The 26,527-nt window shown below is 42.4% G+C and carries 25 protein-coding genes and 1 tRNA gene; 5 read left to right on the plus strand and 21 right to left on the minus strand.

The genetic code is table 11. From position 1 onward, the window contains the following. Positions 1-61: 61 nt before the first annotated feature. The 3 genes from G457_RS0115635 to G457_RS0115645 are packed head-to-tail and all read right to left on the minus strand — an operon-like array spanning position 62 to position 1,787. Positions 62-679 carry a hypothetical protein gene (locus tag G457_RS0115635; protein ID WP_026947295.1) on the minus strand — a complete coding sequence of 206 codons (618 nt, stop codon included), beginning with the start codon at positions 677-679 and terminating at the stop codon, positions 62-64. A 42-nt stretch (positions 680-721) separates the two neighbouring features. Further along, positions 722-1,150, minus strand: coding sequence for a hypothetical protein (locus tag G457_RS0115640; RefSeq protein WP_026947296.1), 429 nt, complete (start codon positions 1,148-1,150; stop codon positions 722-724). Between the two features lie 4 nt (positions 1,151-1,154). Further along, the gene (locus tag G457_RS0115645; protein WP_026947297.1) at positions 1,155-1,787 is read right to left on the minus strand and encodes a hypothetical protein; all 633 of its coding nucleotides are present in this window, start codon (positions 1,785-1,787) and stop codon (positions 1,155-1,157) included. Positions 1,788-1,811: 24 nt separating this feature from the next. Between G457_RS0115645 and G457_RS21720 the strand changes: the two genes are divergently transcribed. Both G457_RS21720 and G457_RS0115655 read left to right on the plus strand, forming a co-directional pair. Continuing rightward, the gene (locus tag G457_RS21720) at positions 1,812-2,492 is read left to right on the plus strand and encodes an RNA polymerase sigma factor (RefSeq protein WP_051260859.1); all 681 of its coding nucleotides are present in this window, start codon (positions 1,812-1,814) and stop codon (positions 2,490-2,492) included. Then, on the plus strand, positions 2,485-3,858 hold the full coding sequence (locus G457_RS0115655) for a hypothetical protein (RefSeq protein WP_026947298.1): 1,374 nt from the start codon (positions 2,485-2,487) through the stop codon (positions 3,856-3,858). Before G457_RS21720 ends, G457_RS0115655 begins: the two co-directional genes overlap by 8 nt. 55 nt (positions 3,859-3,913) lie before the next feature. Here the strand turns inward: G457_RS0115655 and madM are convergent, their stop codons facing one another. The 5 genes from madM to G457_RS0115680 all read right to left on the minus strand — a co-directional run bounded on the left by madM (position 3,914) and on the right by G457_RS0115680 (position 8,854). Then, positions 3,914-4,672, minus strand: a complete 759-nt coding sequence (gene madM / locus G457_RS0115660) for a malonate transporter subunit MadM (protein ID WP_026947299.1) — start codon at positions 4,670-4,672, stop codon at positions 3,914-3,916. Beyond that, positions 4,665-5,033, minus strand: a complete 369-nt coding sequence (madL, locus tag G457_RS0115665; protein ID WP_026947300.1) for a malonate transporter subunit MadL — start codon at positions 5,031-5,033, stop codon at positions 4,665-4,667. The genes madM and madL overlap by 8 nt, the downstream gene beginning before the upstream one ends. 3 nt (positions 5,034-5,036) lie before the next feature. Then, a complete protein-coding gene (locus G457_RS0115670) occupies positions 5,037-6,512 on the minus strand; it encodes an acyl-CoA synthetase (RefSeq protein WP_026947301.1) in 1,476 nt (491 codons plus the stop codon). A gap of 211 nt (positions 6,513-6,723) precedes the next feature. After that, complete coding sequence (locus G457_RS0115675; protein WP_026947302.1) at positions 6,724-8,352, minus strand: Gfo/Idh/MocA family protein; 1,629 nt, start codon at positions 8,350-8,352, stop codon at positions 6,724-6,726. Positions 8,353-8,365: 13 nt separating this feature from the next. Next, positions 8,366-8,854: a DoxX family membrane protein gene (locus tag G457_RS0115680; RefSeq protein ID WP_026947303.1), complete on the minus strand. Its 489-nt coding sequence runs from the start codon at positions 8,852-8,854 to the stop codon at positions 8,366-8,368. 308 nt (positions 8,855-9,162) lie between these two features. On the opposite strand from G457_RS0115680, the gene G457_RS0115690 reads away from it, so the two are divergent. After that, positions 9,163-10,422 carry a pyridoxal phosphate-dependent decarboxylase family protein gene (locus G457_RS0115690; RefSeq protein ID WP_248602869.1) on the plus strand — a complete coding sequence of 420 codons (1,260 nt, stop codon included), beginning with the start codon at positions 9,163-9,165 and terminating at the stop codon, positions 10,420-10,422. Beyond that, positions 10,423-11,334 (plus strand): bifunctional molybdenum cofactor biosynthesis protein MoaC/MoaB, encoded by a 912-nt coding sequence (moaCB, locus tag G457_RS0115695; RefSeq protein ID WP_026947305.1) that lies wholly within the window; start codon positions 10,423-10,425, stop codon positions 11,332-11,334. It begins immediately after the preceding gene. Between the two features lie 50 nt (positions 11,335-11,384). Here the strand turns inward: moaCB and G457_RS0115700 are convergent, their stop codons facing one another. The 4 genes from G457_RS0115700 to G457_RS0115715 form a co-directional block, all read right to left on the minus strand. Then, positions 11,385-13,643, minus strand: coding sequence for a TonB-dependent receptor domain-containing protein (locus tag G457_RS0115700; RefSeq protein WP_026947306.1), 2,259 nt, complete (start codon positions 13,641-13,643; stop codon positions 11,385-11,387). A gap of 84 nt (positions 13,644-13,727) precedes the next feature. Beyond that, entirely contained in the window at positions 13,728-14,102 is a 375-nt protein-coding gene (locus G457_RS0115705; protein WP_026947307.1) for a hypothetical protein, read from the minus strand. A gap of 86 nt (positions 14,103-14,188) precedes the next feature. After that, entirely contained in the window at positions 14,189-15,040 is an 852-nt protein-coding gene (locus G457_RS0115710) for a DUF6671 family protein (RefSeq protein WP_026947308.1), read from the minus strand. Beyond that, a complete protein-coding gene (locus G457_RS0115715) occupies positions 15,022-16,377 on the minus strand; it encodes a dihydroorotase (protein WP_026947309.1) in 1,356 nt (451 codons plus the stop codon). Before G457_RS0115715 ends, G457_RS0115710 begins: the two co-directional genes overlap by 19 nt. A gap of 777 nt (positions 16,378-17,154) precedes the next feature. Between G457_RS0115715 and G457_RS0115720 the strand changes: the two genes are divergently transcribed. Further along, positions 17,155-17,544: a DUF302 domain-containing protein gene (locus tag G457_RS0115720; RefSeq protein WP_026947310.1), complete on the plus strand. Its 390-nt coding sequence runs from the start codon at positions 17,155-17,157 to the stop codon at positions 17,542-17,544. 105 nt (positions 17,545-17,649) lie between these two features. Here the strand turns inward: G457_RS0115720 and G457_RS0115725 are convergent, their stop codons facing one another. The 9 genes from G457_RS0115725 to G457_RS0115770 all read right to left on the minus strand — a co-directional run bounded on the left by G457_RS0115725 (position 17,650) and on the right by G457_RS0115770 (position 26,493). Then, on the minus strand, positions 17,650-18,090 hold the full coding sequence (locus G457_RS0115725; RefSeq protein ID WP_026947311.1) for a hypothetical protein: 441 nt from the start codon (positions 18,088-18,090) through the stop codon (positions 17,650-17,652). A gap of 266 nt (positions 18,091-18,356) precedes the next feature. Then, positions 18,357-21,557 carry a chemotaxis protein CheB gene (locus tag G457_RS0115730; RefSeq protein WP_035484126.1) on the minus strand — a complete coding sequence of 1,067 codons (3,201 nt, stop codon included), beginning with the start codon at positions 21,555-21,557 and terminating at the stop codon, positions 18,357-18,359. 762 nt (positions 21,558-22,319) lie between these two features. Next, positions 22,320-22,703, minus strand: coding sequence for a hypothetical protein (locus G457_RS0115740; RefSeq protein WP_026947313.1), 384 nt, complete (start codon positions 22,701-22,703; stop codon positions 22,320-22,322). Next, the gene (locus G457_RS0115745; RefSeq protein WP_026947314.1) at positions 22,700-23,065 is read right to left on the minus strand and encodes a DUF3703 domain-containing protein; all 366 of its coding nucleotides are present in this window, start codon (positions 23,063-23,065) and stop codon (positions 22,700-22,702) included. The genes G457_RS0115740 and G457_RS0115745 overlap by 4 nt, the downstream gene beginning before the upstream one ends. 64 nt (positions 23,066-23,129) lie before the next feature. Continuing rightward, positions 23,130-23,192, minus strand: a tRNA-Asn gene (locus G457_RS0115750). Between the two features lie 117 nt (positions 23,193-23,309). Further along, positions 23,310-23,759 carry a JAB domain-containing protein gene (locus tag G457_RS0115755; protein WP_026947315.1) on the minus strand — a complete coding sequence of 150 codons (450 nt, stop codon included), beginning with the start codon at positions 23,757-23,759 and terminating at the stop codon, positions 23,310-23,312. 49 nt (positions 23,760-23,808) lie between these two features. Further along, positions 23,809-24,795 (minus strand): DUF3871 family protein, encoded by a 987-nt coding sequence (locus G457_RS0115760; protein WP_026947316.1) that lies wholly within the window; start codon positions 24,793-24,795, stop codon positions 23,809-23,811. Beyond that, positions 24,776-25,669: an AAA family ATPase gene (locus G457_RS0115765; RefSeq protein ID WP_026947317.1), complete on the minus strand. Its 894-nt coding sequence runs from the start codon at positions 25,667-25,669 to the stop codon at positions 24,776-24,778. Before G457_RS0115765 ends, G457_RS0115760 begins: the two co-directional genes overlap by 20 nt. A gap of 455 nt (positions 25,670-26,124) precedes the next feature. Further along, positions 26,125-26,493, minus strand: a complete 369-nt coding sequence (locus G457_RS0115770) for a hypothetical protein (protein ID WP_026947318.1) — start codon at positions 26,491-26,493, stop codon at positions 26,125-26,127. Positions 26,494-26,527: the final 34 nt, after the last annotated feature.

A 26,527-nucleotide genomic window follows, 5' to 3' on the forward strand; every position in this document is an offset into this window, starting at 1 on the left:
AATCAATTCGATGAAAAGAAAAAAGCGGCCAAAAGCCGCTTTTATCAATTCTATTCAAATCTTAGAATATATTAAATTTCAGTCCTATATATCCGGTCAGTCCAGAGAGATCGGATTGGTTGAAATTCCGATATTCCATATTTCCAACGATTCGATAGCCAGCACCGGCATTAAGTGAGACTAGTCGGTGGAGGTTGATTTCAATCAGGGCTGAAGGCTCTACCTGGAAGAAATTGGCTTCTCCCAATCCTGCCTCACCGATTTCATTATCCATCTGCACTTCACCATACCCGATGTATAGCGGAAAAGTCAAGTGAACTAGTTTGCTGGCATTCCAGGTGTATTCTGCAAATCCACCGACAGTCCAATAGTCCATATACACATTAGGAACTGTTTCGCTTTGGGGCACCATATCATTCATGGAAGTGCTGAAATAGGCACCAAATGAAATTTGATCTTTGATGCTGACACCTGCTCGCAGATTGAATAGGGTAGCACCAGCACCGTCCATTTGGGTGAATCCAAATGAAGGAGCGACAAATACACCGAGGTTTTCAGTATTGATCGGTTCGCCTTTTTGGAAAAGCGTCTGAGGTTCATCATTGCTTTGTGCTACTGTGAAAACAGGATTAGTGACAGAAAGCAGGAAAAGGGCTAAAACTACTAGTTGGTTTTTCATTTTGAGGTAGTTTAAAATTAGGTTTAATAGGAATTTTGTGGTTTAGAATTCAAATACGAGCCTTTCAAAATCGCCATCATCGTCATCGTCTTCAAAGGTGAGACGATTGTTGGCCTTTCCTCGGAAGTACCAGTCATCATCCAAGTCATCCAGAATGGAAGTGGGAGGAAAGTCCAATTCCAACTCAGTCTGCCCATCGTCTCTGAAAACACGATAGGATCCTTCAATGACTTCATTTCCTCGGGTGGCGGTGACAGTACCGTCTGTAGAAAAGCGGAAAAGAAAATCATCAACTTCATCCGTTTCATCTTCTCCGTCGTCGATATATTGTACGATTCTTAGTCCTGAGGTAATATTCAGATCATTGCGAAGTTGCTCTGCTCCAATATCTGAGGTGCTGGAACTGCTATTTCCATCCAGGTCACAGGAAATTAGGGCTAGACAGAATAGAACAATTGGTAGTCGGTTCATAGTTTTATTGGTTTTTAAGTTGTTTGAAATTGAATACGCCCATTTTTAGTCCGATCTGGAAAGTCAGGGCATTGCCTGCCTCAGGGACTCCTGGGAAATCTTCGATGGATCCGGTCATCACCCGGTAGCCCAGCCCTGCATGCAGACGTGCAAAGCGATGTAGGTTCACCTCCACCTGAGCGCCTGGCTCTACAAAGAGGGTCTTGGTTTCCTCATAGTCAAAATCTCTTCCTTCCTCATCTACTTCGAGCTCCATGATTCCAAATGCTAGTGGAAAGGTAAAGTGTACCATTTTTGAAGCCTGAAGCGTGTACTCGATAAAACCTCCTGCCTGGTAAGAGTCCACATGGGCTCGTGCCGGAAGAATGTTTTCGAATGAGGCTGGTCGGATATCGTTGATCATTTGACCGTAAAATCCACCTATACTTATTTTGTCGCCGAAGGTAAGCCCTCCTCGGAAAAGGAAGTAGCCGGTGTTTTCACCTGCCACCTGGGTCGCCTGAAATCCTGGGTCTACAAATACACCCAAATTGGAGAATGAAAGCTTGCCATCGAAGAGTGTCTCTGGATCTTCCTGAGCTTTTAGGCTTGTCAATGATAAACTGAGGAATGCGATAAACAAAAAGACTTTTTTCATGGTAGTATGTGCAATTAGTTTGTTTTGCTTCCATTACGATGGGATCAATTCAAACAGTTGCCTGAGGTAGAAAATATTTTTTTGAGAAGGGGAGGCAACTCTTTATATACGTTTGATCGTGATACCCTTGAAATGAATCTACCCAACTCACAGGATTTACAAGATTTGATCCGAGACTGCCAAAATGGTAAGCGAAAAGCCCAGGAAAGGCTTTTCAAGCTTGCCTACCCTTTAGCAATCTCCGTTAGCAAACGCTACACGCGTGATTTGGACGAAGCCCAATCAGTGGTCAATGAGGGTATGCTGAAGGTTTTCAGGCAATTGGATCAGTATTCGCCCGAACTCAGCTTTGGGGGTTGGATCCGGAGAATCATGGTGAATGCCTCGATTGATCACTATCGCCGACTCAAGCGCTATCAGGATCGATACACGGACTACGAAGGAGAGGAGAGTGCTATGATTTTCGATGAAGAGATTCTGGAAAAAATCAGTGCAGATGAAATTCTGATGCTTGTGCAAGAGTTGCCACCGGCATATCGGATGGTTTTCTCTCTCTACGCCGTAGAAGGCTACAATCATCGTGAAATCGCTGAGGAACTCGGAATCTCCGAAGGTACTTCCAAGTCAAATTATTCTAAGGCCAAGGCAAAACTGCAAAAAGCATTGGCAAATCAGCACATTATCAAGCAGCAAAATCATGGATAAGCGAGATAATTTTGAAGAGAAAATAAAAGCTAAACTAGAGGAGGTTTCCGGTAATGAGGCCGATCAGGCGTGGCAGAGTTTTGCTCCGCTTCTGAATCCTCCGGCTATTCCATTTTGGAAGCATTGGAGCATGCCGTACTTATTTGCATCGGTACTCTTTCTCACTTCCCTCGCATGGCATCAGTGGGGTGAAAAAACTTCACAGGAGATCGCTCAGATGGAGGCCAACCCTGTACTTACTGCTACAGACACGGTATTTAGAAGAGATACGGTTTATGTGGTCGATACAGTTTTTGTTTACAAAAAGGTGTATCTGAATGAAGTTCAAAGCTATCAGTCAGCCTTTGGTTTAGGTTCTTTCGATAAAGGTGATTTTCAAAATTCAGTTTCTGAAACGTTGAATTCATCCACAGCGCAGAGCAAAAATGATTTTGAATTTGGAAAAAAAGAAAAAGGGATTTCTGATCAAAAGAATGTCACAGATTCTACTTCAATTTCAGAAGAAGTCGAGTTTGCGCCTAAATTATATCAGGAAGATTCAAGCCAAATTTCCATTGGGAAATTAATAGTGCAGACGGGAAATCCTATGATGCCCGGCTTGAATTCTCAGCAGCAAGCCAATTCCACTCCAGTACGAAGAAGTATGGCTGCTCCATCGGTTGCTCCTCAAGAAAAATATGTTTTCAAATCCGAAAAGGAATTCGTAGAAGGAGATACCAGCAATCTCAATCAGGCACCTATATCAGTCAAAAGCAAGCCAATGCTTCATCTCGAATTGGGTGGGTCCTTGCTTTTCCCGATTAGCAATTTGGTGGAATACTATACCCCCTTCCAACAAAACATTCATTTGGGTCTCGAATGGGAAAGTGGCTGGGGTGTTTACCTTGGAGCTATTCGAAATAATGTCGAAGGCGAACTGGACGATGAAGAAATCCTCTCCCTGCCATCTTCAGTAGTAAATGAGCTTCCCAATATTCCTTCCGATATTAATTCCTTGGATGAAATATATTTTACCAATCATCAGTGGTTTTTTCCACTAGAACTTAGATGGAGAAGTTTGTATTATGGTGGGTTTAGCTTCGAAAGTAGTTTTGGTTTGATGGGAAATTATTTGACTAAGCAGGAATTTATCTATGAGTTTGAAAATTTCTCCGAGGTGGAATATCAATTGGGGAGCACTACTTCCAGCGAATTCAATCTTAGCCATTTGAGGATGGGCATTGGTACCAATTACCTGATGTCCAAACGCCTTGGATTTTTCTTGAGAAGTCACTATTGGCTTCCGATTTCTCGGCCTGGTCTGTTAAAGGACAGGATGCAAGGCTTGGAAGTAGGGATAGGAGTAAATGTTTTCTTGGGTAAATAATTTCTCCAGGTGATTAAGTTGGAAAAGCCTTGGTCTATCTATTAAATCATTTGTTTTAGAAAAATAAGGTAAGAATTAGATAGAAAAGAGAGGGACAAAGTAGGCAACCAACTCCTGTGTAGAAAGTGGCAGTTACGGCACCATAGGGAACTAGTTTGGGGTCTGTTGCAGCTAATCCTGCAGCTACCCCACTCGAAGTGCCCATGATTCCTCCGAATGCCATGGCCGACTCTGGACTATAGAGTCCGATTTTTTTAGCTGCAATTGGGGTGAAAATCGTAACAGCGATGGTTTTTACAACGCCGATAGCAATACTCAAGGCAATTACCTCCGATGAAGCGCCAACAGCTGCACCAGTGATCGGGCCGACGATGTAGGTACAAGCACCTGCACCAATGGTACACAAACTGGCAGCATCCCGAATACCCCAAGCAAAGGCAAGTCCAACCCCCAGGAAAAAAAACAAGACTATGCCCATCAATAAGGAAACTAAACCCAACCAACCTGCCTTTCGAATAAGCTCCAGATTTGCTCCCAATGCTGTGGCCACTATCGTAAAATCCCGAAACATCGAGCCACCCAAAATACCCACTCCGGCAAAAAGTGAAAGGTCAGAGATTCCTTTTTCTCCCTCAGTCCAAACCCCTCCCAAGTAGCCTAAAACAAGACCTAGAAAGATAGAAACCGCGGAACCAGGGACTTTAGAACGGAAAAGGTTTTTTGAAAGAAAATCTCCAATGATAAAAACAAATCCAATGACCACGAAACCAAAAATCAGCCCGTTTTTTTCGATGAGTTCAAGTAGCTTATCCATGTGGCGGGCGATTGAATTTTTTCATAATCCAAGGAAAGATGAGGAAACCAGCCATAACGGGAATTATTCCTGCAATCAGTGCCAAACTTCCAGAAGAAACTGCGGATTTTACATTCAAACTAGCTGCCATGGCGATGACAACGGGGATATACATTTTGCTCCAAAAAGCAATGCCTTCGGTCATTGCGGGGCTCATTCTGTTTTTTTGGACCAACCATTCCTTGCCTAGCATTAAGAAAATCATGGCAAAGCCCACACCACCAACATTTGCCTGGATTCCTAGCCAATCCCCCAAAAGTACTCCCACCCATTGTCCGAGGATAAAGGCAAGGGCAAGCAGAGCTACTCCGTAAATAGTCATGATTTAGAATAGTTTTTTGAGTTCATTTTTCGTCACTTTACCAAGTGCGTTTCTTGGCAATTCTTTCAGGAAGATAAATTCTTTAGGGATTTTGTAGGAAGGGAGCTGGGCTCGAAGCCAATTTTTCAATTCTGAAATATCAATATTCTGATCCGTAACTAGTGCGGCTACTACTTTCTCACCCCATTCTTCATCTTGGATTCCTACCACTCCGCAATCTTTGATTGCCTCATGTGCGCGGATTTTTTCTTCTATCTCCAGAGCAGAGATTTTGTATCCTCCAGACTTGATGATATCCACCGAATCTCTCCCTAGGATTCGAAAGTAGCCATCTTCCACAATAGCAATGTCTCCGGTCTTAAACCATCCATCTTTGGTAAAGGCTTTGGCGGTGGCTTCCGGCTTCCCCCAATATTCAGAAAACACCGTGTTTCCCTTGACTTGGATTTCCCCTGATTTACCGGGGGAAACCTCTTTACCATATTCGTCACAAAGTCTCACAAATACGCCCGGGAGGGCTTGTCCTATATGACCTGGTCTTCGCTCTCCATTATAGGGATTGCTTATCGCCATGCCTATTTCCGTCATTCCATATCGCTCCAATAAAGTGTGCCCTGAAATTTCCTTCCATTTTTCCATGACAGAAACCGGCAAAGCAGCTGAGCCAGAGACCATGAATCTAAATTTTTTCAGTGCTTTTTGGATTTCTTCCTGCTTGGAGCCTGATAGAGTTTCATAGAAAGCGATCAATTTGAAGTAGATCGTCGGCACAGCCATAAATACATTGACCTTACCTTCACTGAAGATGTCAAAGACTTTTGCAGGATCAAACTGAGGTGAAAACTGAACTTTTGCACCTGACCATAAAGCGCAGGAATTAACATTGATGATTCCATGTACATGGTGCAAAGGCAGAATGGATAAAATGTGATCATTTTCTGACCATTTCCAAGCCTGAACCAGGCTTTTGATTTGGGCGGTGATGGTCTGGTGTGAACTTAACACTCCCTTGGGTAAACTCGTGGTGCCACTGGTGTATAAAATCATAGCGCCTCTTGCGGGGTCAATATCAGGAAGATGAGTGGTTGGCTGGTTTACAAATTCTTGGCTTGATAGATATGTTAAATCTTCCCGAGCTCTCAATGGAGATAGCAAGTCTTCAAACTCCGGAGCTACAATCAAAAAACTGGCTTTAGTGTCATCAATGACATACTCTAAGGAAGGTAGAGGGTAGGAGGTGCAGAGTGGCACTGCAATCCCGCCTGCCCGCCAAATACCCCACTGAATAGCCAAGTAGTCAAAAGAAGGAGGGATAATAAAAGCTACCCTTTCTTGATTCAAATCCTTCTGTGTAGCGAGAAGATTCGTGGCGATTGCTGCGCTTTTATCCAATAAGTGTTGGTAGGAGTAGTGCTGCTCTTGATCTAAAACAGCTATTCGTGAAGGAAATTGAAAGGCTTTTTCAATTAGTGGAATCATGTGAGAGTAGGCTTTTTAAAGATGATTATTCCATTCCAAAATTCCTTGGGTTATCAGGACTCAATTTGAAAGGAGGGCTTCAAAATCGGGGCAATTTTCGAAATAAACCAACCGTCCTCGTAAAATGTGAGCAATAAAAAGAGGCTGAATGTTAGTTCAGCCTCTAGGGTTGGCGGCTTATTGTAAGTCCTAAACGACTAATTAAAATTGACTAGCTGACATAGCTTACTGAGTTATCAAGAAGAATGGCATCCAATTCTTCTTCCGGGAGGGTGATGATTTTTTCAGTCTCCTCATCCCACTCCATTCTTCTTCCAGTTTTGTAAGATAAGCCTGCCATATGAGCCGTAATGGCTTCCTCAAAGCCTTCATCTATTCCACAACTTGGATTTCCACCATTTCTAATACAGCTGAGCCATTCCCGGATATGAAGGAAGGTTGAGTCAACCCGCTTTCCATCTCGGTAAGTCCACAGCAACCCTTTGTTGGCAAAATACTTGGCAGTGGCTGAAGTCACCGCATCCACTCCATTTGCGCTTGGGTCGTATTGGTAGATCGGAACTGCCGGGTCAATCCTTCCATCTTGAATCATTTCTTTGTATTGGGTGGATCGAGGATCAGCGTAAATAGTCAGGATATTTCCAAGTTCCATACTGGCATCATGCCCCATGAGTACGGTACCGCGATCGAATTGATTCCCCAAGGTTGCACTGTAAACTAGGCTCATTCCTTTTTCTTTTCCACTCTCCTGACTGGATCCGGTGCTAAACTCAGGAAAGTCCATATTCACTTGCATGACGTCCGGTACATTCCTTCCGTCTCTATGAGTATAAACTCCTCCGGACGCAGTTACATATTTTGGAATTCCCATATTCAAAACACAATTAATCCGGTCATAGTCATGGGTCAATAGGTCTCCGGATAATCCAGAACCATAGGCCCACCATTTTCTCCAGCGAAAGAAATGCTCCTTGTTAAATGGAACAAAAGGGGCACTTCCCAAAAAGGCATTCCAATCAATGGTTTCTGGAGAAGCATCTGGGTGAATCCTGTATTGCCAGGCACCGTTGTCGTCGTTTCGATTGGTATTGGTGACGACAAGTGATATGTGTCCCAGGGTGTTTTTAGAAATAGCATCTTGGGCAGTCAGAAAGCTTAATGTTTGTCGATGCTGATGTCCAACAGCGAGTACAGCCCCTGGATTTCTTCTGACGGCCTCGCGTAGTAAATAAGTCTCCGAAACCGTATGGGTCATGGGCTTTTCTACATAGACATGAACTCCCGCTTCGATGGCTGCCTGTGCCATAGGAGCATGCCAATGATCTGGAGTAGCAATGATTACAGCGTCTACATCTCCGCTATGAATCATGTCCAAATAAGTGGGGTATCTTTTGCAGGGATTATCAGATGTATTGAAGGAGCGAAGCGCATCCTCAGCCCGTACATCGAAAATATCACAGACTCCAACCAATTTGACATTGAGGTTTTCCTGAGCTTTGAAGTCTTCTAGTCTTTTGTCGTTTGGGTCCTCCTGACTGGATATTGCCATTGCTTCCAACCATTCATTGGTAGCAAACCCCAAGGCCCGCATCAATTGCTCTCCGCGTATCCCAAAGCCTATTAATCCAATCCTTACCGGGTTTCCTTCCATGGATCCCGAGGGTGGGGGTGGACTGGCTTTGATGTTTAGCCTTTCTAAGAGCAGTTCTTTTTCAAGTTTTGATTTTTCGGTAGTATCCCATCCGGCTGCCCAAACAGAGCCCAAGATTGGGAGACCTGCCACACTTTTTAGCCAGTCTCTTCTTGAAAATCCACCAAATAGTTTTTTATCTGTTGACATGATTTCTTTGGGTTTAAGTGGATTGAGTTTTGATTTCTTTTTTATGGAATAGTCTTTCCAATCCAAAGCTCATCGAGGTAGGAAATAGGTAAACCACCACTAGGGCAACTGCCTCAATAAGGTTTTTATTGATGATCCAATAGCTGCCTTCGGTGATTCCTTGAGGATGTCCCGGAAAGGGTGGATGTGCCAAATAGTAGAGAAGTAATAGCCCGATCCCCAAGATACTGGCGAGCTTGGTGCAAAATCCAAGAATAAGGGCCGCACCTACCAAAATCAATGTGGCAACATTCAAGGTGTCTACTAACGAAATCATGGAATCACTGCCTAGCCAATGGAAAAAAGATTCCAGGTAAGTCGCACTGAGCAAATAGCCTTTGGCTGTCCAAGACGGGGTGTAAAGTTTGATGACTCCTTCATAGAGGAAATGCCATCCCACAAATAGGCGCAACAATACCAAAGCGATGGTTTGTGCTGATGATAAGGGTTGAGATGCCGACATTTTTTTCTGGGTTTTGTTGACCGATATTAGGGTGTTATACACTGAAATAGTATGAGGAAAGTCAGTTGATGAAATGATGTTTCCCTTTTTCTAGTATCGGCAACTGATTGATTTCCAGTTTAATTTACTCCAAATATTAAAAATAAAGTAGACGTGATTTTGAAGCTTTGCGGGGAAAAACCAGCACCGTAGAACTGAAAGAAAATTTTTTGGACTACTGGATGAAAGCCTTTTCCAAAACCTGATGAAAGTCAATATTATTCCCAAATAGCAGGCCTAACTTTGTTTCGTACAAAAGAGCAGAAATCATGATGATTGAAATGAAATATTGGAAAAAGCTGAATGCTGAGCAGCGATTGAATCGGGTTCAGCAGGCTTTGAAGGACAATGTAGACTTTTCAAAAGATGCCAATTTGGGCTATCCTGCATCCCGCTTGGATGAAAAGGTATTTACCAATGAGTCTCTTTTTCTTCGGGAAATGCCCGTGCTCAGTACTTATATCGCTAATCCCAATCATATTGGTTGTCATACATATGGTACTTCCGAATTCGCCTTTAAGGGTACTCAGGCTATCGAGCAGGAAGTATTGAAAATGATGGCAGTCGACCTGTTCAAAATCGAGGAGGATCAATTTGACGGATATATCTCTCCTGGAGGTACTGAAGCAAATGCTCAGGCCATGTGGATTTATCGCAATGAATTCATGAAAAAGCAAGGAGCCAAACTCGAAGAAATTGTCATTTTGGCTTCGGAGGATACCCACTATTCTATTCCTAAATCCGCTAACTTGCTGATGCTGGATTGGGAGAAAATACCGGTAGATCAGGAGACCAGAGATGTTAGCTCTGAGGCGGTCCGCGAGGGTATTCGAGCAAGTATCGAAAAAGGCAAGAAATTTTTCATCGTAGTAGCCAATATGGGTACCACGATGTTTGGATCAGTTGATGATCCTACAGTTTTTACTGATGTTTTAAAAGAGTATCAACTACCATTTAGACTGCATATTGACGGCGCTTATGGGGGCTTTGTGTATCCTTTTGGAGACTTTGAAAACCAAATCAATTTCACCAATCCGAATATTTCATCCATCACTATCGATGCGCATAAAATGCTACAGGCGCCCTATGGAACGGGTATTTTTGTGTGCCGCAAAGGCCTGATCGAAAATGTACTCACTTCAGAGGCTAAGTATGTGGAGGGAATGGATTTGACGCTCTGTGGTAGTCGATCCGGAGCCAATGCTGTAGCAGTATGGGTGATTTTGACCACCTATGGGCCGCATAAATGGTATGAGAAAATCTCAGTGATTAAGATGCGTACCAACTGGCTTTGCAAGCAGCTCGATCAGTTGGGCGTAACCTATTTCCGAGAGCCTGAGATGAATATCGTGACCATCCGGTCTGAGTGTGTTCCTGAGGAACTTGCCCACAAATACAACCTAGTTCCACAAAGCCACGATGAAACAAACCAGTGGTACAAAATTGTCCTAATGGATCATGTGGAGATCGAGCATTTGAAAGATTTTATTCAGGATATGGTATCTTGCGGGTATCCAAATCCCAAATAGATGGTCGATATTACCCCTAAAAGCAGTACCCTTCGGAAAGCGATCGCTCAGGCTATCGTCAAAGTCAGTAAATCCGAAACCATTCAGGCTATCAAGCAAAGAACCGTTCCCAAAGGGGATGTATTGGAATGTGCTCGTGTGGCTGGACTTTTTGCGGCTAAGCGTACGGCAGACATGATTCCTGATTGTCATCCACTTCCTGTGGAGTTTACCTCGGTCAGCTATGAGATCGAGGAGATGGAGGTGAAAGTTTTGGTAGAAATCCATACTATTTACAAGACTGGAGTAGAGGTGGAAGCGATGCATGCAGCCTCCGTAGTGGCTTTGACTATGTATGATATGCTCAAGCCGATCGATAAGGAAGTAAGCATTGAGCAGATCAAGCTAGTGGAAAAGAAAGGTGGAAAATCCGATCGGACGCCAAGTTCAGAAAGAACTATTTCCGCCCGGGTGGTGGTTTGCTCTGATTCTATTTCCCAAGGAAAAGGAGAGGACCGAGCAGGGGAGGCGATTCGTGAACGACTGGAAAAATATGGTGTCAAGGTCTTGGAAAAAACAGTGATTCCGGATGATTCTCAGCAGATTCAAAGTCTTGCGAAGGATTCCTCGAAGGATGGAATTGATCTTTTGATTTTTACAGGTGGTACAGGCCTGTCACCGAGAGACGTGACGCCTGAATCCTTGGAAACGATTTTGGAAAGAAGAGTGCCGGGCATAGAGGAAGCGATCCGGGACTATGGTCAGCAGCGGACGCCTTATGCCATGCTTTCGCGTTCAATAGCTGGTTTGATTGGAAATACGCTCGTATTGGGCTTACCAGGATCTACCAAGGGCGCTGCCGAATCCATGGATGCCGTTTTCCCAGCCATCCTTCATATCTTCAAAGTAATAGAAGGGTCGCGGCATGATTGAGAATTTAAAGACCTTCCAGGTTTAAAAAACCTGGAAGGTCTCGTGACTACTTAAGGAAACTTAAAGCTCAGCATCAGGAAGAAGTTTCTTCCAGGTGAGTACATTGGTGTTTTGTCCATGCCTATAGGGCGAGTCAAGTGTTCATAGTAAGTCTCATCCAGGATATTTTGAACACCTCCTTTGAGAAGTAGATTTGGAAATAGGGGATAGCTGATATCCCAGTCTACCAAACTGAATCCGGGTGTTTTTCCTTCTCCAAATACTTCAGATACTCGATTTTGCTGACTGACAAAACGGAAGTTTAACCCTGTCTGCAATTTTCCCTCTACAAACTGTCCCATCATCCGATACCTTACATCCAAGGGGGCGATCTCGGGAAGTGGAGCATCTAAGCCCAAATCCTTGCCATAGGTATAGGCTAGATCCAAGGAATGAGATAGATTGGGAATGATTTGGTGTCTAAATGATACCTCAACCCCAGCTTTTAAAGCTTCATCCAAATTAACGAAGCGACGAACACCAGGGCTACTTGGAAGACGTGGATTTAGATCTGTTTTGACAGAGGAAATGTAATTAGTCAAGTAGGAACCGAATAAGGTCACTTCTGCAAAGACTTTCTCTCTTTCAAAACCCACTACCAAGTCAATCTGATTATTTGTTTCAGGATTGATTTGAGGATCGCCAACCATTTCCCAAGGATCCAGTCCCACAGGTAGAAAATTAATGTAGCGCTCCAAAAGGCTTCCGCTTCGCTGCACACTAGCTGCCCAAACACCCAAGGACCAAGCTTTTCCCAAGCTATTTTGCCAACCCAAACTGATTCCTAGATTGACTTGGGTGTTTTTAGTATCTGGATTCAGTTGGATAAATTCTTCGGCTGGATCCAAGGCTTGTGCTTGGTTTACCTCCAATCGGGTAGAAGCATTGAGGGTAGAGGATCCTAGGGTGAACATATAATTGGCAAATAGCCCGGTTTTCTGAATATTCGAGTCTTGCCAGACATTGTCAGTGAACACTCTTCCTGCCATTGGGCCCATAAGCATTTCTCGGGTACGACTTCCCTCTGCAGATTCCGATCGGTGATCAATTCCCGCATAAAGCTTTCCTTGCTCAAAAGTCCAAGTTCCTTCTGTTCGGAGCCCCCAATTTTGGGTAATGGCAGGAGTAGAGGCATTGACCATTCGGGGATTTAGATCGCGGAGAAGATTATCCATCAAGTGATCGACCCGGGAAAAATAGGCGGAATTAGTCCAGGAAACTAGTTTTTGACCTTCTATGGTGCGGGTATGGAAGACACTTCCCATCCAGGTATCATCAGTGCGAAGATCCATCGCCAGGGATGGAAAATCCACATCACGTGCAAAATTTCTATTTAGGGATACTTGAAGCAAATCACGCTTACTTACCTGCAAATCCCCATAAATACCAACGGTTCCCCGCTTGAAATTACCTGGTATCATTTCCCCGTTCCCAGCCTGATAATCTGAGCCTGAGGAATAACTTCCTAAAACTCCTATATCATAATTAGAACCTTGGAACCCTACACGGCCTTCATTTCGCCAGATATTGCCATTGGATTCATAGAGGGAGGAAATTTGGCCATAGGTTCCAGGGTTGGATCCGAAATTTGGCTTTTCCGGGATGTAATTGATAGTGCCGCCTAGGCCTATTCCGTAGCGTAAAGCATGCGGACCTTTCAGGATTTCGACCTGCTTAATGCGGTTTAAGGCAACCTGAGAAGTCGGGGGATCCATCCGGTTGGGGCATGCTGCATTGGCTGTCTGAATACCATTTACGACCACATTAAGCTGGTCATATTTGAATCCACGCATCACCGGGTCAAAGGCGAAATTGCTACCCTTTCGGATACCCGAGACAACTGGATTAAGCATTAGGATCGCACCGGCATCATGGTGCAATCTTTCCTGATCAGAGAGAACAATCTTTTTATCTTTTTCATCGGTCATTTTGATGGAAATTACAGAGACAGGTTGTAATCCGATTGTTGTTTCTTTTCGGTAGGAAAATCCGGTTTTTGCTGCATCAAGTATCTTTTCAGGGCTTAAAAACCACCTTCCATAGCTTACATGATTTAGATAAAGAATGGTTTTTTCTTCCCATGTCAAATAAAGTCTTCCTTCTGCGTCACTGATACCCGATTGGGAGCCATAGCTGTAGCTGACCCCTACGATAGGAAACTGCTGATCTGAGTCAAGGAGTTGGAAATTAATTTTTTGCTGCCCAAAGGCAAATGAGGTAAGTAAGAGCATACTGAGTATGCCCGATAATTGAATCAAATGAGTTTTCATTAGACTAAGTTTTTTGATAATAGAATCCCATGCTTCAATTCATAGAAATGAAGGGTGAATGGGTGAAAAATGATATATGAAATCTTAGCCTTGAGGTGGGTGAAAAAAGTCCTCCGAATTAATATGCTGGTATAATTCCATGCTACTTTTTAGCTTATTCTCTAAAAAGTGAATGATTTTGCGATCGGGGAGCTCAATCAAATTTTGTGAGATGAAATTGAGCTGAAGTTCTTCTAGTGTGATTTCCTCCGAATTGGCAGGCAAGTCCTTGGCCTCGGAAAGCCTCTTGGAAAGCTCACATTTACCATCACATTCCATTTCAGGCTTGTCCTTGTTGATACAATACAAGGCTGTAATCTCCTCCCGGTCCCAATAAAAATGAGCCTGAATAAGGGTATAGCCCATTCCATTTAGCAGGACTAGCGAAATGAGTAGAATATGGGTGATAGCCTTCGCCATTAGACCACAAATTTGTTCCCTCTTTCTGACTCAAAAGGTGATTTTAATCACGCATTTCAATTTTTTAAGGGGATTTCAAAGGCTAATTATGGGTTGCATCTATTGCAATACATGGGATCTTCTTCTTCCTTTCCATTTGGAAAAAGTCTTCGCTCGCTATGTTGACAATAGTCGCAGCTATAGTGATGGGCTAGGGTAGATTCCGTAGGCGATCCGCACCATGAGCAGGGGAGGCCTGACTCTCGCTCGCTTACCCAAAACCCAGGCTTGCTACAAGCAGGGCAGCAGGAGTTGATTTGCTTGATTAATTGGAATGCAGTTTCCTCGATGACCTTCATTCTGCTGGGATTAAATAGGGCCCGCATATCCGTTTCCACTTTGGCTTTAGCGTACTGATTGAGTAGTCTTTGAGCCTTTTCCTGTAGCTCTTTCCAATCGACAATTCCTTTAAAAATTTCACCTTTTTCCCCTTTCAAAATCAATCCATGATTGGGGAAAAGGGCTTTCTCGGCAAATTCCCAAAGCTCCTCTTTCGACTCAAATTCCTGAGCGTTAAAATTGGTTTTGGTACTAAGATGACGTGCATGGATTTTTAAACCCAGTTTTTTGTCAATCAGAAGCAGGTGTTCTTCATCTGCTGGAAGAAAAAAAGCTGCTGGATGAGCTCCAAATGAACCTTCGCTTGCCAAAGCTAAGTCCATACCGGTGATATCCATAGCCCATTCACATTTTTGCGCTGCTGTGGTGATAGGGTCCTCTTTTCGTTCGATTTCTCCGGAAAAGGTACCTAGCAAATCCGTGTCCAAGCCTTCAGGAATTAGTATTTCAACTCCCAGTTCTTTTTCCAAATACGGCCCTAAGACCGCTTCTTTTCGATGTTTGGTAGCGATGACTAGTTTGCGACCATCGAAAAGGGCTTTTACTCCTTCTTTTCCCATTCAACTTCCAGCGCTTTTCCTCTTGAATCTTCCTGAAAATCACCCTGATCGAAAACCAGATTTCCGTTGACAAAGGTCTTTTCTACTTGAGTCTGAAATTGAGTTCCTTCCAGAGGTGACCAGCCACACTTGTACAAGGTATTCTCTTTGCTCACCGTCCATGGGCTATCCATATTCACCAAGACGAGATCTGCGAAATAGCCTTCCCGAATGTATCCACGTTTTTTGATTTTGTAAAGGATGGCCGGATTGTGGCACATTTTCTCTACAATTTTCTCCAAACTGATTTTTCCTCTCTTAAAAAATTCCAGCATACAGGCCAAGGAATGCTGCACCAATGGAGCTCCCGACATGGATTGAAAATAAGGCTTGAGCTTTTCTTCCAAAGCATGTGGGGCATGATCCGTGGTGATCAAGTCGATTCGATCATCTATCAGGGCCTGAAGTAATCCATCCGCATCTTTTTGGGTTTTGATGGCAGGATTCCACTTGATCAGGGTTCCTTTTTCTTCGTAATCCGCATCGCTAAACCAAAGGTGATGAACCGATACTTCGGTCGTGATTTTTTTATCCTTCAAAGGAATATCATTTCGAAAAAGGCTGGTTTCTTTGGCAGTGCTCAGGTGGAGAATGTGAAGCTTGGCGTCATGTTTTTTAGCTAAAGCAATGGCTCTTTCTGTAGCTTCGTAGCATGCTTGTTCACTTCGAATCAACGGGTGAAATTTTACCGGAACATCATCCCCATATTTCTCCCGATAAGCCTCCTCATTTTTTTCTACGATTTCCTCTTTTTCCGAGTGAATGGCTAGAATTCCCTTATTTGCTGCAAAAATTTTCTCCAGCATATCCGGACGGTCTGCAAGGATATTTCCTTTTCCAGAAAAGTAAAGCCCATCATCGGTGAGCGCTAGGAGTTTTCGGGTATCCCATGTGATGGCTTCTTCGAGATTTTCGCCGTTGATGCCGAGCAAGAATCCATAATTGGCCACTGACTTTTGCGAAGCGATTTGGTATTTTTCTTCCAGAAGCTCCATGTTCAGCGTATTAGGGCGGGTATTGGGCATGTCTATAAAAGAGGTCACGCCTCCCGCTACTGCTGCCTTACTTTCGCTGTGAATATCAGCCTTGTGGGTCAGTCCCGGATCCCGGAAGTGAACCTGTCCGTCTATCGCACCCGGCAGAAGGACCTTGCCTTTGCCATCAATTAGATGGTAGCCTTCTTGGGCTGGAATTGATCCGATTTTTTGGATTTTCTCGTTTTCGATCAAGACATCAGCGACAAATGTCTTGCCTTCATTCACTAGGGTAGCTTGCTGGATCAGGTAAGTAGGCTTCAAGGATATTGGGATTTTGGGATGAAAGAAATGATTTGCTTAGAATGCCTGCAAGATACAACATGAGGATTAAGAATGGGAGAAAAAAGGGGAGAAGGAGAAGGAGAAGGAGAAGGTGCTATTCTGTTGTTGGGCAAGTTGAGAGATTTATAGTTTCTTTCAATAAGTTGAAAAATAGAGGTTTTGGCGATTTAATTAGCTTTAAGAAATAGTTGATGAATAAAATGGATTAGGATAGAATTAATTACCTTTTTTACTTAAATAAATTAGCTGCTCGGGAGATCTAGCTTTCTGAGCAACTTCCTCCGTTTTTTTCTCCTTTTTCCTTGTCACTTTTTGGCGGCCAAAAAGTAACCAAAAAGCCCTGAGCCTCGCTCTTTTCTTTCCGCTGCTATCAATTTTCTATGGCTTGATATAAACAGACAGTGGAATTTTGAACCGCTTTGAATCCCTAAAAATGACTGGATTCCCGAGAAAAGCCTGCCTGGCGGAAGACAGGCTCGGGACTAAGTCATTTTCTTAACGGCATGCAAAGTGTTTCAAAACCGAAAATCCGGAAAGGCTCACCCATCCGGATTCTAATCTCCAGAAATTCTAGTATGACTTATTCACATCTCGATTCTATATTAAGTTGCTTATAGAATTAATTGATCTTTGAGACTGAGGAAAGTCTTAACAAGATACTATGTAACGGAAGTTACTGTAATTCAAGACTTATCTGATTAGCTTAACAATTGAATTTAGATTTTCAATTAAAGACAACAATCTAACCCTTAAGACATGAACTATTATCAATCCAAAACTCTAAAATCAAAAGACTTAGCAAGCCTTCGTAGCAAGGTGGAGGCTGGACTCAAGGAGGTTGGTTTCGGTGTTTTGACCGAAATCGATATTCAGGCCACGATGAAAAAGAAATTGGACAAAGATTACCCTCCGTTTCTGATTCTGGGGGCTTGTAATCCGGTTTTTGCCGATAAGGTTTTGACTACCGAACCCCATGTGAGCACGCTTTTGCCCTGCAATGTTACGATTCGAAGTTTGGGAGGGGATGATTACGAAGTAAGTATGATGGACCCCGCCGCTGCGATGTCTGTGGTCGACAATCCCGAGATCGAGCCGCTTGCCGGAGAAGTGAGAGCTAAGCTAGTTGGGATGTTGGAAGGATTGTAGAAGGAAGGCCTTCAGATAAAATTCTGAGGGCCTTTCTTTTGCATTAAATAGAATAGAATCGAAAATTAACCTTAGCCAATCGCTATCTAATTTGAAGCTTTTTCCTCAATACGAGATCGAATTATACCCCAAAGCCTGCAGCTGAAGGATACGGATCGTGTAGGTTTCGACCACATCCAATCCCGAAAACAGTTCCTCCTCGGAAACGCCAAGTCTCTTCATGGCTATACTACAAATGCTTACCCGGACTTTCCCTTGGTATTGCTCAAAATACTTTTCGAGTTCGGAGCCTTTGACCATTGTTTTGACGACCGGGCCCTTGACCACGATTTCAAAGTTTTCGATGTTCATGCCATTTTCCATAAAGGTATCATAGACCGACAGGGCGTTTTTTAAGCCATCCTCGTCTTTGACTCCGAAAACGTAGTTGGGTGTTTTGTTGAGGTCGGTAATGGTTTCCTTTTCCAGGATGGTTTGGGCGAAATTGGTTTTAGGGGCCAGAAGTAGAAGTACTAGCGATAAGACGATCAAAAGCGGTTTTTTCATAGTCGAAGGATTAGAGGATTAAAAATAAGGGTTTTGGAGGGAAAGTGTTGGAGATTGTTAGAAAAGTGCGGAACTCGAAACAATCCCATAGGTACGGGACATGATTAATCCCGCACGTGTGGGATTCTGACTAGCTGAATTAGGACTGTCAAACATGGAAATAGAAAGTCAATTTTTCCAGAAAAACAGTAAAATCAAGAATCAGCTGTCCACTTGAAAACGATTCAAATTAATCTCTAAAGCTCCCAACCTAGGAGTGTAACTCTTTACAATTCCTCACTTTTTGGGAAGTAAATCTTGAAACTTGAGCCTTTACCTACCTCACTTTCGACTTGAATGTCGCCTCCTGCGTTGGTGATTATTTTCTTCACCAAATACAAGCCTACTCCTATTCCTTCGACATGGTCATGTGCGCGGTGAAATACTCCAAAAATCTTACTTCTTTCACTTTCTTTAATCCCCAATCCATTATCCTGAATCGTCAAAATTATATGACCTTCTGATTTTTCTGTTCGAATATTAACCACTAGATCCCGTTTGGGTGATCTATATTTCAAGGCGTTGCTCAAAATATTAAACAGAATACTCCTTAAATTCTTTTTTGAAAATTGAACTTTAGATTCCTTTAAATCATAATTGATTTTGGAAGTTAAATTGACAAATCTATCCTTCAAGACTGATTCAATATCAGTTAGCAATTCTTTCAAGTCAACCCACTCCGGAACATCTATTTCAGTTTCGATTTTAACGACGTCTGTGAGTTCTCGCACAATGTTATTTAGGCTTACAATTGATTTCTCAGTCATATTTACCAACTCCAACAGACCTTTAGATTCCTGCTTTATTTCCTCTTTTAAGAGTGAAATAAATGCCTTCAAATTGGCTAATGGCCCTCTTAAATCATGAGAAACTGAATAAATAAAGGTCTTATGCTCCTCATTGATTCTTGAAAGTTTATCCTGAACCTTTTTTAGTTCGGTGATATCATTAAAGGTAATTATCACACCATCGATCCTATTATCCTGTTGTTTCACATAGGGAATGCCCATCATTTGATACCATCTTCCATCCAGGGTTTGAACCTCCTTTTCAATTACCTCCGAAGAAGTAATTACTTTTTGGATATCTGTGATCACCGTAGAAAAACGAATATTGGTAGTAATATCGCTTATTTTCCTGCCTATATCGCTCTCTTTTAGATTGATCTGCCTAATCGCAGATGGGGTGAATTTCCTTAGGATAAGGTCATGGTCTACATAAAGTTGCGCACTGATGGTTGACTTAAAGTAATTATTCAATTCATCATTCAATTCCGCCAACTCTTTTATTTTGAGTTGGTATTCGTTGTTGACGGTTTGCAATTCTTCATTGACAGACTGAAGTTCCTCATTGATGCTTTGCATTTCTTCATTACTCGAAATGAGCTCTTCATTGTAGGAAGAAATATTATCATTGGATTCTTCCAAGGCATTATTTGCCTCGGTCAGTTTTTGCTTTGTTTCTGAAAGCTCTTCTTTGAGATTATCTACATATTCAATAACCTGTGCTTCCTTTTCAAAATCAACAGTTTCGGGCCGAAATACCTGTTTTGATTTATCATCACTAAAAAGAACCAAAAAGTAGCCTGAAACAGCATCATCGTTAGTCAAAAAAGGCTTTACAAAAACATTAACAGAGTGAGATTTGTCATCCCTATTGAAAATTACTTTTTTAACACCAGCCTCTTTATTGTTTTTCAATGCTTGATGGATGGTAGTGGAGGTGGCAATGGAGAGTTCCTCAGGCAACATCTCCAACAAGTTGAAATTGAAAAGTTTGGGAAGCAGGTATTTTTCATAATCACCCAAAGTCTGAACTATTTGGAGGTTCCTGTTAATCCAAATTGCTGCTTCAAAACCGGACAGTTCCAGTATTGAATGATTAAAAAGATCCAGCCGGTTACCTTTTTCGGTATTTTTCGGTGTGGCAGAGACTTGGTTTATGCTTTCTAATTGCCTTTCCAAGCCAGGTGTGCTGTAAGTAGTATCTCTGAAATTCCGGGCTACTTCAATACTTTTAAAGATTCTCCATTTCTTATTTACCTCTATAAAAGACTTCTTTGCCTCTCCCAGACTTTCACTTGGCCCCAAAAAGAGGTATCCTCCCAAATTGAGGCAAAAGTGAAGTGAGGTAAGGATTTTCTTCTGTAGGATAGGATTGATGTAGATCAAGAGATTCCTGCAGCTAATCAAATCAATCTTACCATAAGGAGGCTGCTTGACAATATCATGATCAGCGAAAATGAGCATTTTTCTAAGGTTATCTCTCACTCGGTAATGATCACCTTGCTTTGTAAAAAACTTGCTTAACCTTTCTTGTGAAATGTCATTTTCGATTCTTGCAGGATAAATACCTTTAGAGGCATGTTGAAGTGCAGCTTTATCAATATCACTCGCAAAAATCTTTACCTCCAGATTCTTCTTCCGTTCAGAAAGACACTCCGAGATAAGAATTGCGAGGGAATACGCCTCTTCCCCTGTTGCACACCCCACTACCCAAACCTTAAATGTGTCAACCTGCAATTTATTGTCAATGATCTCTGGGATGACTTTTTTCTGGATCACCTCAAACGCCTCTTTATCCCTGAAAAACTTGGTCACACTGATCAGGAATTCTTTTGCCAAATTTGAAATTTCAGAAGGATGGGTTTCTAAAAAAGACACATATTCCTTTAAGGAGGCTATCTTATTTTTAGCCATTCTCAAAATGATCCTTCTTACTATTGTTGGTCGCTTATAGTCTGAAAAATCTAAGGGAGTGTTTTTTTGGATCAGTTCAAGAATTTTCAATAAGTCTGACTCAAGGTCTTCATTGGCATTACCAGAAATATGATCTTCCAAATCCTGACTCTTTAAGTGGGTAATAATTTCCTCTGGAATCAAATCTGGAGTAAGGATTGCATCTACATGGCCCGTGTCAATGGCACTCAATGGCATGCCATTAAACTTTGCGCTTTGAGGATCTTGAACAATCACAAAGCCGCCGTTTCTTTTGATAGCTGCAATACCTTTGGTGCCATCAGTACCTGTTCCGGAAAGGATCACGGCAATGCTTTTGTCCTTGTGGCTCTCCGCTAGGGAATCAAAAAAAACGTCAATGGATTTATTAGGTTGATAAGGCTTGAGATCAGTAAGGAACAATCTCCGATTTTTGATGGTCATGTTCTTTCCCTGCGGCATCAGGTAAACATGATTTGTTTCCACAAACATCTCATTTTCGGCAACCGTGATTTTAAGTTTGCTATGCTTCGCAAGAAGCTCTGACATGAAACTTTTATGATCTGGTGAAAGATGCTGAATAATCACATAAGCCACCCCATCCTCTGGAGTATGGTCAAATAGGAGGTGAATAGCCTCCATTCCTCCCGCAGATGCCCCTATTGCAATAATGTAGGGCTCTTTTTCAAAATTCTGTCCGCCTTTTTTCATGGTGCTGTGATTTTGGTAAGTTCAAAATAAATTACAACTTGGATCCGCTACCATCATATTAGGCTCTTGCTGCTTTTGCCTTAGAAGTAGTTTTAAGTTTCTAAAGTTGGGTAATTTCTTTAGTAACTGATTTATGTTTTTGAATTGAACCTTTGTAAGGTACACTAAATAAATTAATAAAAACGTGACTTTTTTCACTTTATAAAACCCTTATTATCAGTAATTTAAAAATTCATATTTGTGAAAACACCTTATGATTTCTCAAAATTTAAGCCTATATCAAAATTGGATATTGACAGCTTTTTAAAGCTTTCAAAATAAATCCCTGAATCAAAAAAATACTATTTAATGATGGTTTTGGATGTTTATAAACAAAAAACAACCATTTAAAACTACCGTAATCAGTCTTGTAAGTGACTCATTATTTGCTGTTTAAATTTTTGGAGGAATTCAAAAATAAATAAGCTTCTTGTCTTTTTATTTGATTTTTAATCACAGACCAAACTCAAAATCACCTCTAAAGCCCCCATCTTATAATTCGGGCTTCCTGTTCCAATTTCAAGAAAGGGGACAAGACCACATTTAAAGTTGCAACCGAAAAATCTCTGGTGGAATTAAATTGAAAGGGATTTAAACAAAAAAAGAGGTCATCTCTGACCTCTTTTTTAAATTGGCTCCCCTTGTTGACGAAAGTTGCAGCACAAATCTTTATTCAAAACTGAATAAAGTAGACAAGATTTAGTCGATCAGAAGTATTTGGTTTTAATGAGTCTTACCCAAAACTCCTTGAATAAACCATGTAAAAACGCCCCCCACAAGCGTAAAAATGAGGTCTTGTGTATCGAACCTTAATGGAGGTAATAGCAACTGAACAAACTCATAGCTAATCATAGCCACTACAGGTACTAGAGTCAAAAAAACTCTACCTGATTTTCCTTTCGTGAAGTTCTCTTTTTCAAACAGAACCATGAGTAAGGATATACCAATCACTGAACTGATTTGAGTGAAGGAATCTTTTAGTCCGAAGTCATTTATATTTTTAGAATACGCCATTGGACGATAATACAAATCCAATAAAAGATGGATAATGACGACAGCGACTAAAAGTATAATTGCCTTGATTTTCTTCGGACCTAGCTGTTTCATCTGTATTCTGAGACGATTAGTTGTAAATCTTTTGGAATTTCCATGGGCCTTAAGGGGGGTACGTTTGCTCCACCTGTATTTCCAACTGGTATTTCGCCAATAAAAGACTTAATTCCACCTACAAGCAATCTGGGTATTTGGCCCAATATTTCTCTACTGTCTTTTATTTTGATTCCGAACCGTAGCATCTTCAAATGAACCAATGTGTGGTGGTACGGATAGGGTTGCCCAAGGATGTGTGCGCGTTCAAGATGACGCCAACTCGCTTTTAAGTCATTATTGGATAAACATGACTCCGCCAACTCTAGTTCTTTATAAAAGAAGGGCTTCAGACTTTTAGGAATTGTTATGTTTAGTTTCATTACCCTAAAATAAAAAAACGGCTACACTAAAATAGTATAACCGTTTTATCATTATAAGTTGCTCCCCCTCTTGGGCTCGAACCAAGGACCCCATGATTAACAGTCATGTGCTCTAACCAGCTGAGCTACTGAAAATCAAGTAGTTGAGTCCTAGAGGGAGAGTGATTTGCAGTTTTTTTGCGATGCAAAGCCTCTTTTGTCTCAAAAGTAGTGCTTCAAAACAGGAATTCCAACGCATCAGAAATCAGAGTTTACCCTCATCTGCAAAGCTGTAATAGTCTCCATCGGCTGTCAGAATCAAATGATCCATCAGTTCGATGTCAACCAACTTGCAGGCTTCCTTCACTCGGTTTGTAAGCCGAATGTCCTGGTCCGAAGGGGTGAGGTTTCCAGACGGATGGTTGTGCGCAATAATCATCCCAGAAGCCAAAGATTTCAGCCCCATGGAAAGCATCAGTTTTGTGTCCGCTACCACCGAGGCCACACCTCCCTGAAAGGCTTTATAATATCCGATCAAGTTGTTCGCACGATTCACGTATAGGATGATAAACTCTTCTCGTGCTTCGATCAACTCGGGATCGAAAACCTGACGCAACACTTGGTGTACGTCTCTGCTTGTTCTAATAGGATCGTACTTCTTGTACTCTCCCGTTCTGTTGTAACTTAGTTTCAGTTCGTATAGAAAGTTCTTCATGATGTGAGAAATGAAAAACCCACCGCTGTGAACGGTGGGCCTGTGCTGTTTAACTTAAGTACCAAAACTCCGGGTAAGAGCCATCTAGACTCTGCCTGATTCTCTCGGTGAACTCGTAACCGTTCACACCACGCTCGACATACTTGTCTATGTAGGACTGCTTATTTGCTCCTGTGAACAAATTGAAGAATCTCCACAAATCGATAACTCCGTTCTCAGAACCAGAGAAGTTCGGGTCGTGGTAGAAATGTTCCGCAATCCGTGAAACTTGCGTGTCGTTGATCAGCAGCTCCGGGATCTCCTTTCTCGGAACCGTCGGGAGAAACTGATACATTCTGCACCGTCCTATGATCTGAGCAAATTGACGTTCTTCCAGCTCGTATTCTGTGAGACTGTTTAACGTTCTCAGAAAGTCGACGGAGTCAAAGCTTCCAATCAGATCGAATACTCCCTGATACAGCTCTTCCAAAGTTCTCACTTTCAAATCTGTTCTCACACCGTCGGTGGAAACACACAGATTGGTACAGACTCGGTTTTTGAATCCGATAAAGACCTTAAAGTGCTCTAGGCCACCCTTGCAGGAGTTGAGATTGTCCAAGTGGAAAGCTTTCACACCGCCGATAGTCAGCTCAAGCAGGTTCCCAGAAACCTCATCACGGATATCAGGAATCGAGATCATGAAAGCCATACGCTCAAAATAGATCGTTTTCTCATGCGGGAGCAACTCCTGCGCCTTCTTGTGACGTGCTTCGTAAACCCTTCCTTTGACTGGATGGGATACACGTATATCAGCTCTGGGAAACGTGGCCAGTCCAAACGCATCCTGTGTCGCCTGAGAAACCGTTTCGATAAACTCGCAATGAGATATTGCAGGTTCGTTGTCTTTCAAGAATACCGGAATGACATGTCGATCTCTCATTTCTGCAAAGCTTACAGCTTCTGTGTTTGCCTCGATAAAAGAAGAGCCCGTACTCACATGGGTAACGGGCTCAATTCTTTGTAGGCTTGGGGTCTGATCAATGCGCAGCAGTTCCATTTTGTCTGAAGTTTGGTTGGTTGATGAGTTTGTTTTTCTGAGCAATGAACTCGTCTCGATAAACCTGTTGCAAAGAAGGGTTCGCATTGAATAGTTTGATGAGCTCATCCATGGTCTGACAGTTTGTGATAGAATCATGGAAGGTCAAACTTTCTTCAAACTGCTCAGTCAGAGAAAAGCTACTCTGTTTTTGAGATGCTGAAGCCCCTTCCATGCACCAATCAGCGATTTTACGACCTGTTTCTACTCCGATCACGAAGTCAGGAACATCGACAAACATCCCCGTTCTGTCTTTGGAAGCAGAAGCTTGGTGTCTGATGTTGACGTCAAAGACGATGGTGAAATCATATTCCAGCCCGTCCCTTTGCACTCCCTTCAGTCCCACCTTCTCAGGTACCATTTTTCCGTTCTTATCAGTCAGGACATAGTCTTGCTTGGTACGAACAGTGGCAATCACATGAGCAGAGCAAGACAGAATCTTGTTCAGTAGTGCGTTGTGCCGGGGAGTGATTTTTGCCCAGTTGGAGAAGCTGTTACCTGGCATGTTGGAATGAATATCCAGCAGCGTTTCCCATTCGTGTGAGATGCTGTCAATGATGATCGCTTCCATCCCTGCTTTTTCACAGATTTCAATCGCCTCCACATACTTCTCAGGGGTCTGAGGCGAACCCACAGAGATTACATTGTACTGGCCAAGATGTGCATACAGATCAGCACTCTGGTTCTCAGTGTCAATGACCGCGATCTTTGACCAGTTGCCAGTAAGACCGAAAGCAAGCAAGAGGGAGGAGTAAGTTTTTCCAGCCCCACTTGGACCCTGCATCGCAATTCTGATGCGTGCTTGGGAACGTTTTGATACACGTAAATCCGTCATGTTTAAATCGTTTAAGTTTAGACTGGATTTTGCAGGGGGTAGGAATATGGGTAGGAAAAGTGTTTTCGCTTGACCCGGGGGGAGAGCCCCAAGTTTTTAGAGGCCGGGGGATGTTTCTAGGGTAGTACCTGCTCTCGAATCCAAAGAAGAGGTGGTGTCACCTAGGTGTTGCTTCATATGTTTTGATTTTCCGGGGACAGCGGCTGATGGGGTTGGCCGCTGCTTTTTTACCACGGATTTCTGTGTTTCTGTTCTTCATCGATTGCTTCCACCAGGAACCTACCTAAAAAACGATGAGGGTAGCCAGTTGACATACCCTCAATACTGCGATAGCTATCTAATTGGTGTAAGACTATCCGGTTTTTGTGACAGGAAACGAAACGAATTTGGTCGGGGTAGAGAGATGGTTGGCTCTTTTTCTCAGATTCTCCGGAAGTGTTTCCTGAATGAGATTTCTAAACAGTGATGACGTTTTGGATTGCCATATCTTCGAGCTCTTGAAGATACTGATCGTTTCGTTCATCGCTTTCCTGAATGAATTTCCTGATCAGTTGGAGATCGTTTTGGAAGTTCGAAGCGAATTCTTCAGGAAGATTTCCTCTTTCCCAATGACATTGGTCGGTCTGTTTGATCTCTATCTCAGCAAGGTTTGCATAGCTGACAAATCTGTTTGATCTTCGAAAATCGTACCCCTCACTATTTAGCTCATTGATCAGGCGATCTAGATAATCAGCAGCAAGTTGGATGCTTATAAAACCTCCAGGTAGCTGTGTTTTCTCGTAGTTGAAATTGTCAGTAAGGAAGAGGGCGTAGTAGATGTTCATAAGTAGTTTGAGTGGTGTGGTGTATACTATAATT

The organism is Algoriphagus marincola DSM 16067, from assembly GCF_000429405.1.
Classification (GTDB): domain Bacteria; phylum Bacteroidota; class Bacteroidia; order Cytophagales; family Cyclobacteriaceae; genus Algoriphagus; species Algoriphagus marincola.